At 70.1% G+C, this 15039-nt stretch carries 9 protein-coding genes; 1 reads left to right on the top strand and 8 read right to left on the bottom strand.

Annotated features, from left to right (window positions below):
* Positions 1-2: 2 nt before the first annotated feature.
* The 5 genes from ACFXMV_RS02255 to ACFXMV_RS02235 form a co-directional block, all read right to left on the bottom strand.
* Entirely contained in the window at positions 3-752 is a 750-nt protein-coding gene (locus ACFXMV_RS02255; RefSeq protein ID WP_378502630.1) for a hypothetical protein, read from the bottom strand.
* Positions 753-808: 56 nt separating this feature from the next.
* Positions 809-1393 (bottom strand): RNA polymerase sigma factor SigM, encoded by a 585-nt coding sequence (sigM, locus tag ACFXMV_RS02250; RefSeq protein WP_378499880.1) that lies wholly within the window; start codon positions 1391-1393, stop codon positions 809-811.
* A 56-nt stretch (positions 1394-1449) separates the two neighbouring features.
* Complete coding sequence (murJ, locus tag ACFXMV_RS02245) at positions 1450-5223, bottom strand: murein biosynthesis integral membrane protein MurJ (protein ID WP_378502744.1); 3774 nt, start codon at positions 5221-5223, stop codon at positions 1450-1452.
* Between the two features lie 305 nt (positions 5224-5528).
* Positions 5529-7910, bottom strand: coding sequence for a DUF6049 family protein (locus ACFXMV_RS02240; RefSeq protein ID WP_378502631.1), 2382 nt, complete (start codon positions 7908-7910; stop codon positions 5529-5531).
* Positions 7907-8464 (bottom strand): NUDIX hydrolase, encoded by a 558-nt coding sequence (locus ACFXMV_RS02235; protein ID WP_378499881.1) that lies wholly within the window; start codon positions 8462-8464, stop codon positions 7907-7909. Before ACFXMV_RS02235 ends, ACFXMV_RS02240 begins: the two co-directional genes overlap by 4 nt.
* 93 nt (positions 8465-8557) lie before the next feature.
* Between ACFXMV_RS02235 and ACFXMV_RS02230 the strand changes: the two genes are divergently transcribed.
* Complete coding sequence (locus ACFXMV_RS02230; protein ID WP_378499882.1) at positions 8558-10006, top strand: CCA tRNA nucleotidyltransferase; 1449 nt, start codon at positions 8558-8560, stop codon at positions 10004-10006.
* A gap of 3 nt (positions 10007-10009) precedes the next feature.
* Here the strand turns inward: ACFXMV_RS02230 and ACFXMV_RS02225 are convergent, their stop codons facing one another.
* The 3 genes from ACFXMV_RS02225 to ACFXMV_RS02215 form a co-directional block, all read right to left on the bottom strand.
* Positions 10010-10729, bottom strand: coding sequence for a hypothetical protein (locus ACFXMV_RS02225; RefSeq protein ID WP_378499883.1), 720 nt, complete (start codon positions 10727-10729; stop codon positions 10010-10012).
* Between the two features lie 181 nt (positions 10730-10910).
* The gene (locus ACFXMV_RS02220; protein WP_378499086.1) at positions 10911-12446 is read right to left on the bottom strand and encodes a DUF4185 domain-containing protein; all 1536 of its coding nucleotides are present in this window, start codon (positions 12444-12446) and stop codon (positions 10911-10913) included.
* Positions 12447-12561: 115 nt separating this feature from the next.
* Positions 12562-15012: an ATP-binding cassette domain-containing protein gene (locus tag ACFXMV_RS02215; RefSeq protein WP_378499085.1), complete on the bottom strand. Its 2451-nt coding sequence runs from the start codon at positions 15010-15012 to the stop codon at positions 12562-12564.
* Positions 15013-15039 lie beyond the last annotated feature (27 nt).

Raw genomic sequence — 15039 nt, 5'->3', positions numbered from 1 at the left:
CGTCAGCCGATGTCGGCGCGCGCCAGCGTCTCCGCACGCGAGTCGGTGCACCCCGTGCCCACCACCAGCGCGGCGATCTGCGGCGGCCGCGGGCCGGCGAACAACATCAGGATGCCGCGGATCCCGCGGATCTGGACCGGGCCGGACCCGAGCAGCGGGGTGGCCGGGTCGACGCCGTTGGCGCGCAGGCAGCCGGCGAGCACGTTGGGGGCGGACAGCGGGCCGAGCGACGACCGGCCCATCATCGTGAGGGCGGCGCCTGGCGTCAGATCCGCACCGAGATCGGGGCCGTCGTCGCGGGGAATCAGCGGCTGGGCCTGCATCGGTGCGGCCGGTTCGGGTTCGTCGCCGAGGCCGCTGGTCCCGAGGACGATTCCCCCGGCCAGCAGGGCGATCCCGGCCGCCGCGACGACGGGGATCCATGCCCGGCGGCGGCGGGGGTGGTCGGCGAGTGCCGTCGCGGGTGCCGCTTCGCTCGCGGACCCGGCACCCTCACCGGCCAACGCGGCATGAATGCGATCCAGGACCTCCGGCGGCGCCGGGGGTGCGGGCGTGTCGTCCGCGCCGAGATCCGCGAGCCGGGCACTGACCGAGTCGAGGGCGGCGAGGGTGTGCCGGGCCTGTGGGTCCTTCTCCACCGCGGCGCCGAGGCGGGCCGCGAACGGGGGGCTGAACAGCCCCGCGTGCAGGTCGGCGATCAGTTCGGGGTCGAACGGGGGGTGCAGAAGCGCTTCATCACCCTGAGCGACCATTTCACCTCCCTGCTCAGTCTGCGGGCCCTATGGGCGCGTCACTATGATTAGACCCCTCAGGGATGGATTTGGTTCCGCTCATTCTGCAAATATTTCAACTGGTGGGCCAGCTTCAGCCGTGCCCGCGCGCACCGGCTCTTGACGGTGCCCTCCGGAATCCCGAGGAGCGCCGCCGCCTCCGAGACCGAGTACCCCTCCAGGTCGATCGCCACGACGGCGGCTCGCTGCTCGGGTGACAACGTGAACAGGGCGTCGTCGATGGCCATCGCGGTCTCGCAGTCGTCCATCGGATCGCGTGGCCGCGCCGGTTCCTGGTGGTCGTCCTCCAGCGGCACGGTCGGTCGTGCTCGGTTGCGGCGGATCCGATCAAGACACGCGTTCACCACGATTCGGTGCAGCCAACTGCGTACCGCGGCGTCCGCGCGGAACGTCGCGGCCGTCCGATGGGCGGACAGCAACGCCTCCTGGAGCGCGTCGGCCGCGTCCTCCTGCGTGTAGCTGGTCCGCTTCGCCGTCTGCCATAAATGATCTTGATGCCTGCTCAACAACTCCGCAAACGCGCGAGCGTCCCCCGACGCGTGCGCTGCCAGGAGCTCGGCATCAGACATGCCAGCCCCGGCGACCCCCCTGTAGATTCGCACGAGAAATGCTAACCGACCGGGAGGTCTTGAGTCACTCCGAGGGCTGAACCGGGGACTCAGGGAGCCTTGTTGAAGCCGATCTCAGCGAGCGCGGACTGGTTCTTGCCGCCTTCGCTCGCGAGCTTGGTGATCCACACCAGGACCTTGCCCGTGTTGCCGTCGGTGGTCACCGGAATCGTGGTGACGCCCTTCCCCAGGACCGCCGAACCGATCACCTGGGTCTGATCCAGGGTCGGGTTGGCCGTTGCGGCGGTACGGATCTCGACGGCTGTTCCCGCGCTCGGCGAGTTGATCGTGACCTCGCGCAGCGCGCTCGGTTCGGTCAGGTCGACCATCAGGCCGACACCGTTCTTGAAGGTGGGGAACTGGTCGAAGTAGCCGTCGGTGGTCCATGCGGTGGCCGGGTTGCCGTCGATCGCCTGGCGGGCGGTGGCCGGGTTGTCCGGGGAACCCTGCGGCGAATACACCGCGGCGCCTGCGGGCACCACCGGGGTCGCCGCGGCGGCGGGAGCGGGCTCGGCGGGCGAGGACGCCTCGGACGGGGCGGTGGTGAGGCCGAAGTTCTGGTCGGTGAGCGGTTCGCTGGTGCCGCCGCCCGCCAGCAAGTTGGCCAGCCACCAGCCGACGAGGGCCAACACGACGACGGTGAGGACGCCGAGCGCGGACAGCGCGATGATCATCTTGTTGTCCTTCGCCCGCTTCGCCTCGACCTCCTCGGGGTCGAGGAGGGCCCGGCTGGTCGAGCCGGCGGCCCGCTGGCCCAGTCGCAGCGCGGGCATGAGATCGGTCTTCTGGTCCACCACGGACGCCTGGTCCAGCACGTGCTGGACGGTCGCCGCCGTGCGGATGCCGCCACCCTGCTCGAGGGCGCGGACGGCGACGGCGGAGATCTCGAACGGGACCTCGGGACGGATCCGCCGCGGCTCCACCGGCTGACCGTCGTCGCCGCGATCCGCCAGCCTCATCCCGCCGACGGTGCCAGCCGCGTGCGGCGTCCGCGGATCCGTGCCCGCCGTCGGGGCTGGGGCGGGCGCACCGGATTCCGGCGCGGGGGCCGGCTCGCCGAGCGGCCACCGTGCGGTGATCAACGCGTACAGCATGGCCCCGAGGCCGCGCACGTCCGAGCTGGAATCGGCGTCGGAGAGGGTGGCCGGGAAGGCCAGCACCGCGTCGCCGCCTGCCGAGATCCGGATCCGGTCCGGGTGATCGATCGACAGTGACCCGCCGCCGCGGTGGGCGGCCTCCGCGGCGGATGCGAGTGCGCGAATGGCCCTGGCCGCGCCGATCGGAGAGGGTTCGGTCTCGGCCATTTCCCGCAGCGACCGGCCCGGCGTCCACTCGGCGACGACGATGCCGCCCGAGCTGCCGCGGACCACGTCGAGGACCCGGGCGAGACCGGGCGAGTTGATCCGGCCGAGCCGCAGGGTGCGGGACAGGACCGCCTGCGGACCCTCCGACTCGGGCGTTCCTGACCCCGCGCGCTGGTCGGCGTCGACGAACGTCAGCGCGACCTCGCGATCGAGCTTGATGTCATGGGCCTGCCAGAACTTGAGGCCGCGGGCGCCGCCGTGCGGGGCGAGAAGGCGGTAGCGCCCGCCCGCCACCGAGGCACCCGGGATCAGCTTGGGCCCGCGGGCGGGCTTCGCGGCCGCAGCGGAGTCGCCGACCCGCAGCGGGGGGAGCGTGGGCGAACCGATCGGGATCACACCGGTGTCGACGGTCAGGTCGCGCTCGGCGCGGTCCGGCACGGGCCTGTCGACCTTGGCGGGGGCCTTGGCTCCATCGCCGTCGGGGGTCGCCGCGGCGGGCCCGTTCTCCGTTGCCTCGATTTTCTGCGGGGCCGATTCGGGCACGGACGCCTTCACAGCGGACACGCCGGACTGGCCGTCGGCAACGTTCTCGTCGCTCACCCTCACTCCTTCGCCCATAAGTCCCGAAATCTCTCCTGTTGAGAACTGGTCCCCAGACCGCCGGGGACCAGCGTACGGGAGTGGAATCCCGCCGCTGAGGGGTATCTGAGCACCATCGATGACGGGGATCAACTCCGTATCCGCCTCATAGAGTGACACGACCGGCTTGGCGACCGTGGCGGACTCAGGCCGGGACCGACCGAGGAGTCTGTTCACCACGCGTCCGACGGCCACCGTGCCCGCCACCACCTCGGGCACCCGAGCGAGACGCAGCAGCAGGAAGGTGAGCCCGAGCATGATGACCGCGCCGATGCCGACCTGGACGAAGGCGCCCGGCCCGCCGAACCGCTCGGAGAGACGATCGAGGCGCAGCAGCTCCTCCGCCGTCAGCATCGTGATCGCGCCCGCAACCGAGGCGACGACGACCAGGAAGGCGGTCTTGCCGACGTTCGCCATCCGCAGGTTCCCGAGGCTCCGCCTGAGCAGGTAGGCGCCGATCAGCGCGCCCACCGTGAAACCGAGACCGTTCGCGACGCCGAGCAGGCTGACCACCTGATCGTCGCTCGAGGCCACCATCGGTGCGAGCACCGAGAGCGCGACCTTCACCCCGGTGATGCCGAGGATGATCCAGGTCGGCGTCCAGGCCTGCTCGCGTGCGTAGAACACGCGTAGGTGGATGAGCACGAGCGCGTACGGGATCAGGGTGAATGCGGACCAGCTCACGGCGTGCCCGAGGCGTTCCGCGTCGGCCTCGCCGAAGTTGCCGTAGCCGAACAGGGCCTGGCCGACCTGCGGACCGGCGAAGGTCAGGAACACCACGACCGGCACCAGCGACACCATGGTCAATCGGGTCGAGACGGACAGGTCGTCGACGACCGCAGGCGTGTCCTCGGCGGCCGCGTTGCGACTGAGCCGCGGCATGATCGCGGTGAGCACCGTGACGCCGAGGATGCCGTACGGCAACTGCAGCAGCAGCCAGGCCTGCTGGTAGATCACCGGGCCCGCGGCGTCCGCGGTGGCGGCGATCCGGGTGCCGATGCTGAACCCGACCTGACTGATCAGGACGTACAGCACGATCGCGACGCCCATCCCGGCGAACATCTTCAGCCGGGCGTCGATCCCCCACAGCGGCTTGAGGCTGATGCCCTCGCGCCGGATCGCGGGCAGGAGCGTGGCGGCCTGCGTCACCACGCCGAGCGTCACGCCCAGGCCGAGCAGCAGCACGCGACCGGTGGTCATCTCGTCCGAACCGCGCGTGATCAACCAGAAGAGTGCGAGCACCCCCAGCACCACGAGGTTGTTGAGCACCGGCGCCCACGCGCCGGGCTTGAAGACGCCCCTCGTGTTGAGCAACGCGGTCAGCAGGGCGGAGAGACCGTAGAAGAGGATCGCGGGCAGCAGCAGGTAGGCGAACGAGGTGGACAGTTCGGCGTCGACCTTGCCGTCCTCCGGGAGGAAGAGCCGGGTCAACAGCGGGGCGGCGGCGATCGCGACCGCCGCGGCGACCCCGAGGATCAGGCATGTGATCGTGAACAACCTGCGCACGAAGGCCGCACCGCCGTCGTCGTCTTCCTGCTCCGCGCGCACCAGCACCGGCACCACGATCGCGGTCAGCACCGCGCCGAGAACGAGCTCGGAGATCATGGTCGGCAGCTGGCTGGCGACGGTGAACGAGCTGGCGGTGGCCGCGCCGAGCACGGTCAGCAGCAGCACCTGCTTGAGGAAGCCGGTGATCCGGCTGACCAGGGTGGCAAAGGCGATCGAGCCGGTCGACGCGAGGAGGCGGGAGTTCGAGGACCGCTCCTGCGGCTCCTGCTCGGGCGCAGGCTCCGGATCCGGGGTGGGAGCGGCGGCCTGCCGGTGGGCCGGGACCGGGGTGGGCTGCGGTGGCTGCCCGGCGCGTTGATTCGGCGGCGGCAGGTAGCGCTGCGGGGCGGCCCGCTGCGGCGAGGGCTGCGGGCGGTACGTCTGGGGCTGGTCGGGGCGGAACGGGCGCGGTTGGTCCGGCGGGAACGGCGGCTGCGATCGGGGCTGTCCGGGTTGCGGCGGCGTCGGCCTCGCCTGGTTCGGCGGGGGCACGGGTTGCGGGCCGGCCGGTCCGTGCGGCGTCGGGTGGCCCCGTTCCCACGGGGCGGGCGGCACCGGACCGGGTTCGCGGGGTCCCGAATTCTGGGGTCGTCCGCCTGGCTCGGCTCCCGTGCCCGGCGGGCGACGCGTGCTCCCGGTCATCGAGCTTCGTACCCTTCATCCGCTGGGTCTGGCTGACCCCGGAATCGGTGCCATAGGCGCCGTCCCGCAAGCAACAACAGTAGTGCGCCCGCGCAGGCGGTGATGATCGCCAGCGCCTTGCCGTACGCGTTCGTCCGGATCGAGACCGAGGTCGGCTCGCCCAGCTCGCGGCCGTTGGTGGTGGTCAGCGCGACGTCCACCACCAGCTTGCCCGCGTTCTCGACCGTGGCGGGCACCTGCAGCGTCCGGCTGCCGCGCGGGGGCAGCTGTTGATCGCCGATGTCGGTGATCGTCATCTCGGGCGGAGCCGAGATCTGCAGTCGCACGTTGATGCCGACCGGCAGGTCGTTGCGGGCGACCAACAGCAGAGGACTCTGCTCCGAGGCCAACGTGTAGGCCCCGCCCGGCGGGACCACCGTCACCGAGTCGTAGATCTCGGTCAGTGCGGACTCCACCTCGGACACCCGGATGTCGGCGGCCACAGCGGCGGCGGCGCGGTTTCCGTCCCGGCGCCCGGAGGTGCTCAGCGCGCGCAGCAGATCCTCGCTGAGCGGGGCGGTGTACCGGAGCGGGGTCAGCGTCGACTGCGGATCGTTCACCAGTGTCTCGGTGAGCGCGTTGATCTCCGGGGCCACCGCGGTGGCCTCCGTCTGCAACGCGGCCGGGGCCCCGTCCTTGGCGGCCTGCGCCGGGTAGTCGAGATCGACCGGCGGGTGCGGGGCCGGTCGATCGAGCAGATCGGCGAGCGGCCGCGGATTGGCCAGCCCCGAACGCATCAGGGTCGACACGGTGGACAGGACGACGCGCGCCTCGTCGCCGTCCACGGACCAGTTCTGCGGCGGCACCACGAGCAGGCCGCGCGGGTTTGAGTTCGCCGCGGTGCTCGTCGCAGGCGTGAGCGCGGGCCAGGCGATCGCGCCGAGCGCGTCCTGGAGCCGGGCGGTCCTGGAGTCGTCGGACAGGTCGTATCGCACGTCGGCCGGGGTGTACGTGGGCGTCTGCGGGGTTGACCCGACGGCGGCGAGCGCGGTGGCGGCTGGCACGTCGAACAGCGCCGCGGACAGCGGCCGATCGACGGTCGTTCCCGCCAACGGGACCACCGACCGCGTCGTCTGCTCGGCCACCGCGTTGTCGGCCAGCAGGGCGGTCGGACCGAGACCCCGCAGGCCCGCGGCCTCGGGGCTGAGCACACCGGCATCTGGCCAGGTCAGACCGCGACGTGAGGTGATCCCCAACACGCTGTCGACGATCCCCGCGGGGTCGGACAATGCCCGCTCCACCAGTGTCGGGTTGTCGATCTTCTGCAGCGCCGCGAGATCGACCTGCGCGAACGGAACGGCGGTCGTGCACATCCTCGAGGTCAGCGAACGCAACCGGTCGAGCCATTCGGTTGCGGCGGCCTGGCCGGTCCCCTCGCGCGCCGCGCCGGTCGGCTGCGACGGGTCGTCGACCACCAGATATCCCCTGGTCATATTGCTCACCGTGATGATCAGGTCCGGGTCGACGGCCAGACACATGCTGTCGGCGAGCTTGTGGTCGCGGTCGACGCTGTCGCCGATGGCGAACTCGACGGCGCCGAGCAACTGCTCGAGCCGCCCACCGTCCGCCAGCGACTCGGCCAGCTCGTCGTCGACGAGTCGCACCTTGTCGTCCATGGACCCCGGAATCCCGGACGCCAGCCGAGGCTTGTCGGCGAACGGCCACATCACCGTGACGGCGACGGGGTCGGTGATGCTCGGCGGTATCGCAGCCGCCTCGGGTCGATCGTCGCCGCGGATGCTGGGGTCGCGCGGGAGGCCGAGCACCGGCAGCAGGAAGCGGGCGTCGTCGAGCCGGGCCTGCCCTCCGTACTCGGGGGTGCCGTTGACATTGACCAGCAGTGGGTACACCCCCGGCGCCTTGATGCCGAGCGAAATAGAGGTCGCCGACCGCAGCGGCATCGCCAGGGTGAACCGGCTGGACTGGCCCACCTGGAGTTTCTCCGTGACGGTGGTGAACTCCCCGACCGTGTCGTAGGCCTCCTGGTCGGCGGTGAGCACGGACCTGAGCTGCCCGGACTCCGCGACGGCTGGAGCGCCCTGGAGCCGAACCTTTACATCGTGCACGGCGCGGTCGCCGACATTGCTCACGGATCCGGTGACCGTGACGAACGGTTCGCTCGAGGTGGTGACCGCATTCGGGGTCACCTGATTGATCGTCAGGCTCACGAACTCGCGCTCGTCGGTGTTCGCACGCAGGCCCGTCGAGGCCGGGTCCGTGGTGGCGGAGTCGGCCTCGACGGGCTGCTGTGCGGCCGCCATGCCGACGGCCATCGGGGCGGCGGTCAGCACCAGGGCGGACAGGGTCGTCACGGCCAAGCGACGCAGGGTGGCCCTCATCCGTTCTCTCGGGTCGCTTCGCGGGGCGCGGAGGCCATCTGGTCGATCAGCTCGCCCGCGACTCCGGCGAGTCGCCGTTCGTCGGCATAGGCGAGCCGAGACTCCAGCTCGGCCAACGGAACCCACGCCACCTCGGTCACCTCGACGTCGGCGTCGGACAGCTCGCCGCCCTGGAATCGCAGCAGGTAGTGGTGCACCGTCTTGTGGACGCGTCGGCCCTCGGTGACGAACCAGTAGTCGATGCTGCCCAGCTCGGCGAGCACCGTGCCCTGGATGCCGGTCTCCTCGGCCACCTCACGCATCGCCGTCTGCTCGGCGGTCTCGCCCTGCTCGATGTGCCCTTTGGGCAGCGACCACAGCAGCCGGCCACGACGGTCGGTGCGGCCGATCAGGGCGGCGGACTGCTGGTCGCGGGGACCGTCGAGGCCGTCGACGACCAGTCCCCCGGCCGACGTTTCCCGGACCGTACGCATGCGCGTGTTTGCGCGGTCGCCGTGCCCGCTTCGTCGCCGCGGGTTGCGGCGACTGCGATTCGCACGTTCGGCAGCAGACACCCAATCAATACTAGTTGCCCGGCGGGACCCGCCCCGAATCCCACACCGGCCGAGCGGCAACCCGTCCCCTGCGCGTCGGTAAGCTGCGTAGTCGTGGTTTCCCCTACTCCCGACGCCGATCGACGCGCCCGACTGCTCACGGCCGCCTCCGCGACCTTGCGGGGTCTCTCGGATGTGCTGACCCCACTCGGCGGGCGGTTCGCCGCCGCCGGACACGAGCTGTATCTGGTGGGCGGCAGCGTGCGGGACGCGGTGCTGGGCAGGTTGGGCACCGATCTGGACTTCACCACCGACGCGAGGCCGGAGCAGGTGCAGGCCATCCTCAAGGGGTGGGCCGACAACCAGTGGGACACCGGCATCGCCTTCGGCACGATCAGCGCCGCCAAGGGCGACCAGCAGATCGAGATCACCACCTTCCGCACCGACGCCTACGACGGGGTGACCAGAAACCCGGAGGTCGTGTACGGCACCAGCCTCGAGGAGGACCTGGTCCGGCGCGACTTCACCGTGAACGCGATGGCCGTGCGCATCGGCGCGGACGGCGCACAGGAATTCACCGATCCGCTCGGCGGCATGGACGCCCTGCTCGACGGGGTGCTCGACACCCCAGCCGCGCCGGAGATCTCCTTCAACGACGACCCGCTCCGGATGCTGCGGGCCGCCCGGTTCGTCTCCCAGCTCGGCTTCTCCCTGGCGCCGCGGGTGCACCAGGCGATCGTGGAGATGGCCGGGCAGATCGACCGCATCACGGTCGAGCGCGTGCGCGCCGAGCTCGACAAGCTGATCCTCGGCGAGTTTCCGATCGACGGCATCAATGTGATGTGCGAGACCGGGCTGGCGGCCCGGGTCATCCCCGAGATCCCGAAGATGACGCTGGAGATCGACGAGCATCACCAGCACAAGGACGTCTACCAGCATTCGCTGACGGTGCTGCAGCAGGCGATCGACCTCGAGGACGGCGACCCGGACCTGGTGCTGCGCTGGGCTGCGCTGCTGCACGACATCGGCAAGCCGGACACCAAGCGCAACGAGCCGGCAGGCGGGGTCAGCTTCCACCACCACGAGGTGGTCGGCGCGAAGATGGTGCGCAAGCGGATGCGGGCGCTCAAGTACTCAAAGCAGATGATCGACGACGTCGGCCAGCTGGTGTTCCTGCACCTGCGGTTCCACGGCTACGGCGAGGGCCAGTGGACCGATTCCGCGGTCCGCCGCTACGTCACCGACGCCGGGGACCTGCTGCCGCGACTGCACAAGCTGGTCCGCGCGGACTGCACCACCCGGAACAAGCGCCGGGCGGCGAAGCTCCAGGCCACCTACGACGATCTCGAGCAGCGGATCGTGCGGATCGCCGAGCAGGAGGATCTGGGCCGGGTCCGGCCGGACCTCGACGGCAACGCGATCATGACGCTGCTCGGGATCCCGGCCGGGCCCGAGGTCGGCAAGGCATGGACGTTCCTCAAGGAACTGCGTCTGGACCGCGGGCCGCTGAGCCCCGAGGAGGCCGAAGCCGAGCTGCTCGCGTGGTGGGCGCAGCGGAACTAGTCTCTACGCGATCATCCTGAGTAGCTGCGTCAGGTCGAAAGAGCTACTCAGCGTGGGGATCTCGAGGGTGAAGCGGACAACGTGGCCCTCGCGCGTTGCGTGGACGTTGCGGGCGCCGTTGGGCAGCGGCGGCAACGGGATGACCGGGGCGGGCAGATAACGCCTGGGAACGGGGAGCCCCCTCCAACGGGCCCGGATCACCTCGATCCGCAGCACGTCCTCGACGATCGAGGCGTCGACGACCGCGGTCAGTCGGCGGTGGCGGTGCGCGGCGCGGATCAGGCCGGATTCCTCGGCCTGCAGCGTCCAGTCGAGGTCCCGGCCATTGACCTCCGTCACCAGGGCGGACAGCGCGACCCGGCCCTCGAGGTCGATCCGCGCGGTGTGGACTCGGGTCGGCACGCCCGGCACGAGCCGAACCCCGTTGGCGACCGCCGTCACCTCCTCCAGTTCATGCCCGCCCCAGACGATGCCCGTGAGCCGGGCCCGCGACTCGAAATGCGCGCCCTGACGCCGCACGCGAAGCGAACCCAACTGGGCGGTGACCGGTACCCCTTGCAGGGTGACGGCTACCTCCCGCCCGACGTATCGTCGCGCGATGCCGAGGCTGAGCGCGGTCATCACGGGGTCGGGGACCAGCGCGGTCATCGTGCCCGCGCCGAGGGTCGCCACCGGATCCACCCAGGACGCGGTGATCGACGCCAATGACCAGCCCGAGCCCATGACTGGCAACAATAGGCCTTGGGCATGCCTCCCAATCCCCATTTCGGCGCCCCCGGCGTCCAATCGCCGCCCCGCGGCGTTGTCGTCGTCGCCGATACAACAGCGGTATCGGCTCCTCCTCCGCCTTGCCGGACGACGATTGTCTCGCCAGGTGCATCCGAGAGGGATTAGGAGACATGCCCTAGCGCAGCTTGGCGCGCATCAGGTAGACGTTGTAGCTGTCCCACTCGGACATCGTGAAGTACAAGTCGTCGGCGGTGGACCACGGATGCAGGAACCCGCCGTACAGCTTCGGGTAGTCGGTGCTGCGCACCATCGGGATGCCCTCGGACCACGCACCCTGCGGGCTGTTCGCCTGGCGCAGCACGATGGTCCCGGCTGGCGAGTCCAGGTAGCTCATCTGCCACAGGTCGCGCGACTGGTCGTAGCGCACCGACACCTCCGCGGCCACACCCTTGAGGACGGGCGTGGGCGCATGCTCGCCGACCGGGGTCCACGACCCGTCGACCCAGTACTGGTACGCCGACTTGTTGAGCACCTGGTCCTTGGCCACCCGGGCGACGGAGATGGTGCCGAGCCGCCCGTTGGGGGTGCCGAACATGTAGACGTGGTCACCGGCGGGGACCATGCTCGCGACCTGGAACTGGTTGAGCCCGAAGATGTTCTCCCACTTCGCATACGGGTCCTTGACCCAGGTCTGCCCGTTGTCGTCCGAGTACGCGATGCCGCCGTGGTTCGTGTACCACATGCCGGGGATCATGCTCCAGCGTCGGACGGACATGTAGCTCATGTACTGCCGGTCGCCGATGGCGAAGCCGGAGGTGGGGATGGTGGTGGTCTCCCAGTTCTTGACCTTGCGGCTGCCGAGCAGCTCGGCGGCGTGGCACCGGCTGTCCTGCACCATGGAATCGATGGTCAGGCCGTCGGAGAGATCGCGGTCGGTGCTGTGCCCCAGCACATTCGAGCGCCAGTCCTGACCGTTCGCGCCCGGCGGGGTCCAGTCCTTGCCGAAGGTGTCGCCGAACGCGATCGCCACCTCGCCGGGCTTGCTCTCCCACATGATGCCGAGATCGGTGCCGTTGACCTGCCACCGCTTGTCGGTGCGGTTGATCGAGCCGGGGCCGGTGAGCTGGGCGACGAGTGTCACCTCGCCGACGTTCGGCGCCGCGGCGGCGGCGTCGACGGGTCCCGATTCGACGGGCGGGGCCTGCGGGTCCGGCGGCGGGGGCAGCGGCTGGTCGGGTCCCGGGATGGGGATCGGGATGGGTTCGGGGTCGGGGACGATGGAGAACCGGGGCAGCCCGGGACCGGACCCCGCCGAGGATCCGGAGGAGCCGATCGACGATCCGGAGCCGGAGTCAGACCAGGAGCCGGATCCCGAGTCAGAACCTGAGCCGGAGCCGGACTCGGCGGTCGGGACCGGATCGGTGATGTCCGGGCACGGATCGGCGCACGGGTCCGCCGGCAGCGGAGCCTGCGGGATGCGGGTCTGATCCTGCGGCGGGTCGGGCACCGGGACAGGAACGATCTGCGGCAAGGGGATCTTGATGTCGATGCCACCGGGGCCTGCCGACTCGTCGCCCGCGGAGGGATCGAAGCCCGACTCCCCGCACGCGTTGGTCGGTGCGGGAGCCGCCGTCGCGGGTGCCGCGCCGAATACCGAGCCCGCTGTCGCGACGGCTAGCGCCAGCAGTGGTGCGCTGATACGGCGGATCATGCAGCCCCCTATGGCATTCCCGGTCGCCCGTCACATTCGGGTGGGGCACCGCGATCGTTGAGGTGAACTTAGCAGAGGGCAACGACCTCCGGGCGCCGGTGAACTCGGGTCTCCGTCAGCTGACGTAGGCCGCGAGGTGCTCGCCGGTGAGGGTGGAGCGGTCGGCGACGAGGTCGGCGGGCGTGCCCTCGAAGACGATCCGGCCGCCGTCATGGCCCGCGCCGGGACCGAGGTCGATGATCCAGTCGGCGTGCGCCATCACCGCCTGGTGGTGCTCGATGACGATGACCGACTTGCCGGCGTCGACGAGGCGGTCCAGCAGCGCGAGCAGGTTCTCGACGTCGGCGAGATGCAGACCGGTCGTCGGCTCGTCGAGAACGTAGACGTCGCCCTTCTCCCCCATGTGGGTGGCGAGCTTGAGGCGCTGTCGCTCGCCGCCGGACAGCGTGGTGAGCGGCTGACCGATCTTCACGTACCCCAGCCCGACGTCGTGAAGCCGCACCAGGATCTTGTGCGCCGCAGGGAGCTTCGCATCGCCCGAGCCGAAGAACTCCTCGGCCTGCGCGACCGACATCGTGAGCACCTCGTTGATGTCCTTGCCGCCGAACGTGTAGTCCAGCACCTCGGCCTGGAATCGCTTGCCCTCGCACACCTCGCACGGGGTGGCGACGCCCGCCATCATCGCCAGGTCGGAGTAGATCACGCCTGCGCCGTTGCAATTCGGGCACGCGCCTTCGGAGTTGGCGCTGAACAGTCCGGGCTTCACGCCGTTGGCCTTCGCGAACGCCTTGCGGATCGGATCGAGCAGGCCGGTGTAGGTCGCGGGGTTGCTGCGCCGGGAGCCCTTGATCGCGCCCTGGTCGATCGAGACGACGCCGTCCCGCCGGGACACCGAGCCGTCGATCAGCGAGCTCTTGCCGGAACCGGCGACGCCGGTGACCACCACGAGCACGCCAAGCGGGATGTCCACGTCCACGCCCTGCAGGTTGTGGGAGTCGGCGCCCCGCACCTCCATGGCGCCGGACGGGGTACGCACCGAGCGCTTCACAGACGCCCGGTCGTCCAGGTGCTTGCCGGTGAGGGTGCCGCTCGATCGCAGCTCCTCCACGGTGCCCTCGAACACGATCTCACCGCCCTCGGTGCCCGCCCGCGGGCCGAGGTCGACGACGTGGTCGGCGATCGCGATCGCTTCCGGCTTGTGTTCGACGACCAGCACGGTGTTGCCCTTGTCGCGCAACTGCAGCAGTAGGTCGTTCATTCGTGCGATGTCGTGCGGGTGCAGGCCGATGGTCGGCTCGTCGAAGACGTAGGTGACATCGGTCAGCGAGGAACCGAGGTGACGGATCAGCTTGGTGCGCTGCGCTTCTCCGCCGGACAGCGTGCCCGCAGGCCGGTCGAGGCTGAGGTAGCCCAGCCCGATCTCGACGAACGAGTCGAGGGTCTCCCCCAGCGAGGTGAGCAGCGGGGCCACCGTTTCCACGGCAACCCGTCCTCCTTCCGCTCCTCGCTCCTTCGTCGCTGCGATGCTCGGTCGTCCTCCTGTCGCCGCCAGCCCCCGCACCCAGTCGGCGAGGTCACTGATCTGCATCGCGCAGACGTCGGCGATGCTGACGCCGTCGATCTTCGACGACCGTGCCTCGGCGCTGAGCCGCGTGCCCTCGCAGTCCGGGCAGGTCTGGAACGTGATCGCCCGGTCGACGAACGCTCGGATGTGCGGCTGCATCGCCTCGCGGTCCTTGGACAGGAGCGACTTCTGGATCTTCGGGATCAGGCCCTCGAAGGTCACGTTGACGCCGTCGACCTTGATCTTCGTCGGCTCCTTGTACAGCAGGTCGTTCAACTGCTTCTTCGTGAACTTCGAGATCGGCTTGTCGGGGTCGAAGAAGCCGCAGCCACGGTAGATGCGGCCGTACCAGCCGTCCATGCTGTAGCCGGGGATCGTCAGCGCGCCCTCGTTCAGCGACTTGCTGTCGTCGTACAGGGCGGTGAGGTCGAAGTCGGAGACGTTGCCGCGGCCCTCGCAGCGCAGGCACATGCCGCCGGTGATGCTGAAGCTGCGACGCTCCTTCACCTCCCGTCCGCCCTTCTCCATGGTGACCGCGCCTGCGCCGCTGACGGAGGCGACGTTGAAGGAGAACGCCTGGGACGAGCCGATGTGCGGCTTCCCGAGCCGGCTGAACAGGATCCGCAGCATCGCGTTCGCGTCGGTTGCGGTGCCCACCGTGGATCGCGGGTTGGCGCCCATCCGCTCCTGGTCGACGATGATCGCCGTCGTCAGCCCCTCGAGCACGTCGACATCCGGCCGGGCGAGCGTCGGCATGAAGCCCTGCACGAAGGTGCTGTAGGTCTCGTTGATCATCCGCTGCGACTCGGCGGCGATCGTGGCGAACACCAGGGAGCTCTTGCCCGAGCCCGAGACGCCGGTGAACACCGTCAGCCGCCGCTTGGGAAGTTCGACGCTGACGTTCTTGAGGTTGTTCTCCCGCGCACCGTGCACGCGGATCAGGTCGTGGCTGTCGGCCCGGTGCAGATCCGACTGCCCGCCCGTCCTCGTGGCCATGCTCATCGACGTCTCCCTCTGTTTCGCAGCGCG

The sequence above is a fragment of the Rhodococcus sp. NPDC059179 genome, assembly GCF_042754885.1.
GTDB lineage: Bacteria > Actinomycetota > Actinomycetes > Mycobacteriales > Mycobacteriaceae > Rhodococcus_G.
Note: the sequence above shows the minus strand (reverse complement) of the source record. Positions and strands in the feature narration are given on the sequence as shown.

Coding starts and splice junctions, on each gene's coding strand:
- ACFXMV_RS02255 (WP_378502630.1), bottom strand. CDS start 752: ATGGTCGCTCAGGGTGATGAAGCGCTTCTGCACCCCCCGTTCGACCCC.
- ACFXMV_RS02240 (WP_378502631.1), bottom strand. CDS start 7,910: ATGAGGGCCACCCTGCGTCGCTTGGCCGTGACGACCCTGTCCGCCCTG.
- ACFXMV_RS02225 (WP_378499883.1), bottom strand. CDS start 10,729: ATGGGCTCGGGCTGGTCATTGGCGTCGATCACCGCGTCCTGGGTGGAT.
- ACFXMV_RS02220 (WP_378499086.1), bottom strand. CDS start 12,446: ATGATCCGCCGTATCAGCGCACCACTGCTGGCGCTAGCCGTCGCGACA.
- ACFXMV_RS02215 (WP_378499085.1), bottom strand. CDS start 15,012: ATGAGCATGGCCACGAGGACGGGCGGGCAGTCGGATCTGCACCGGGCC.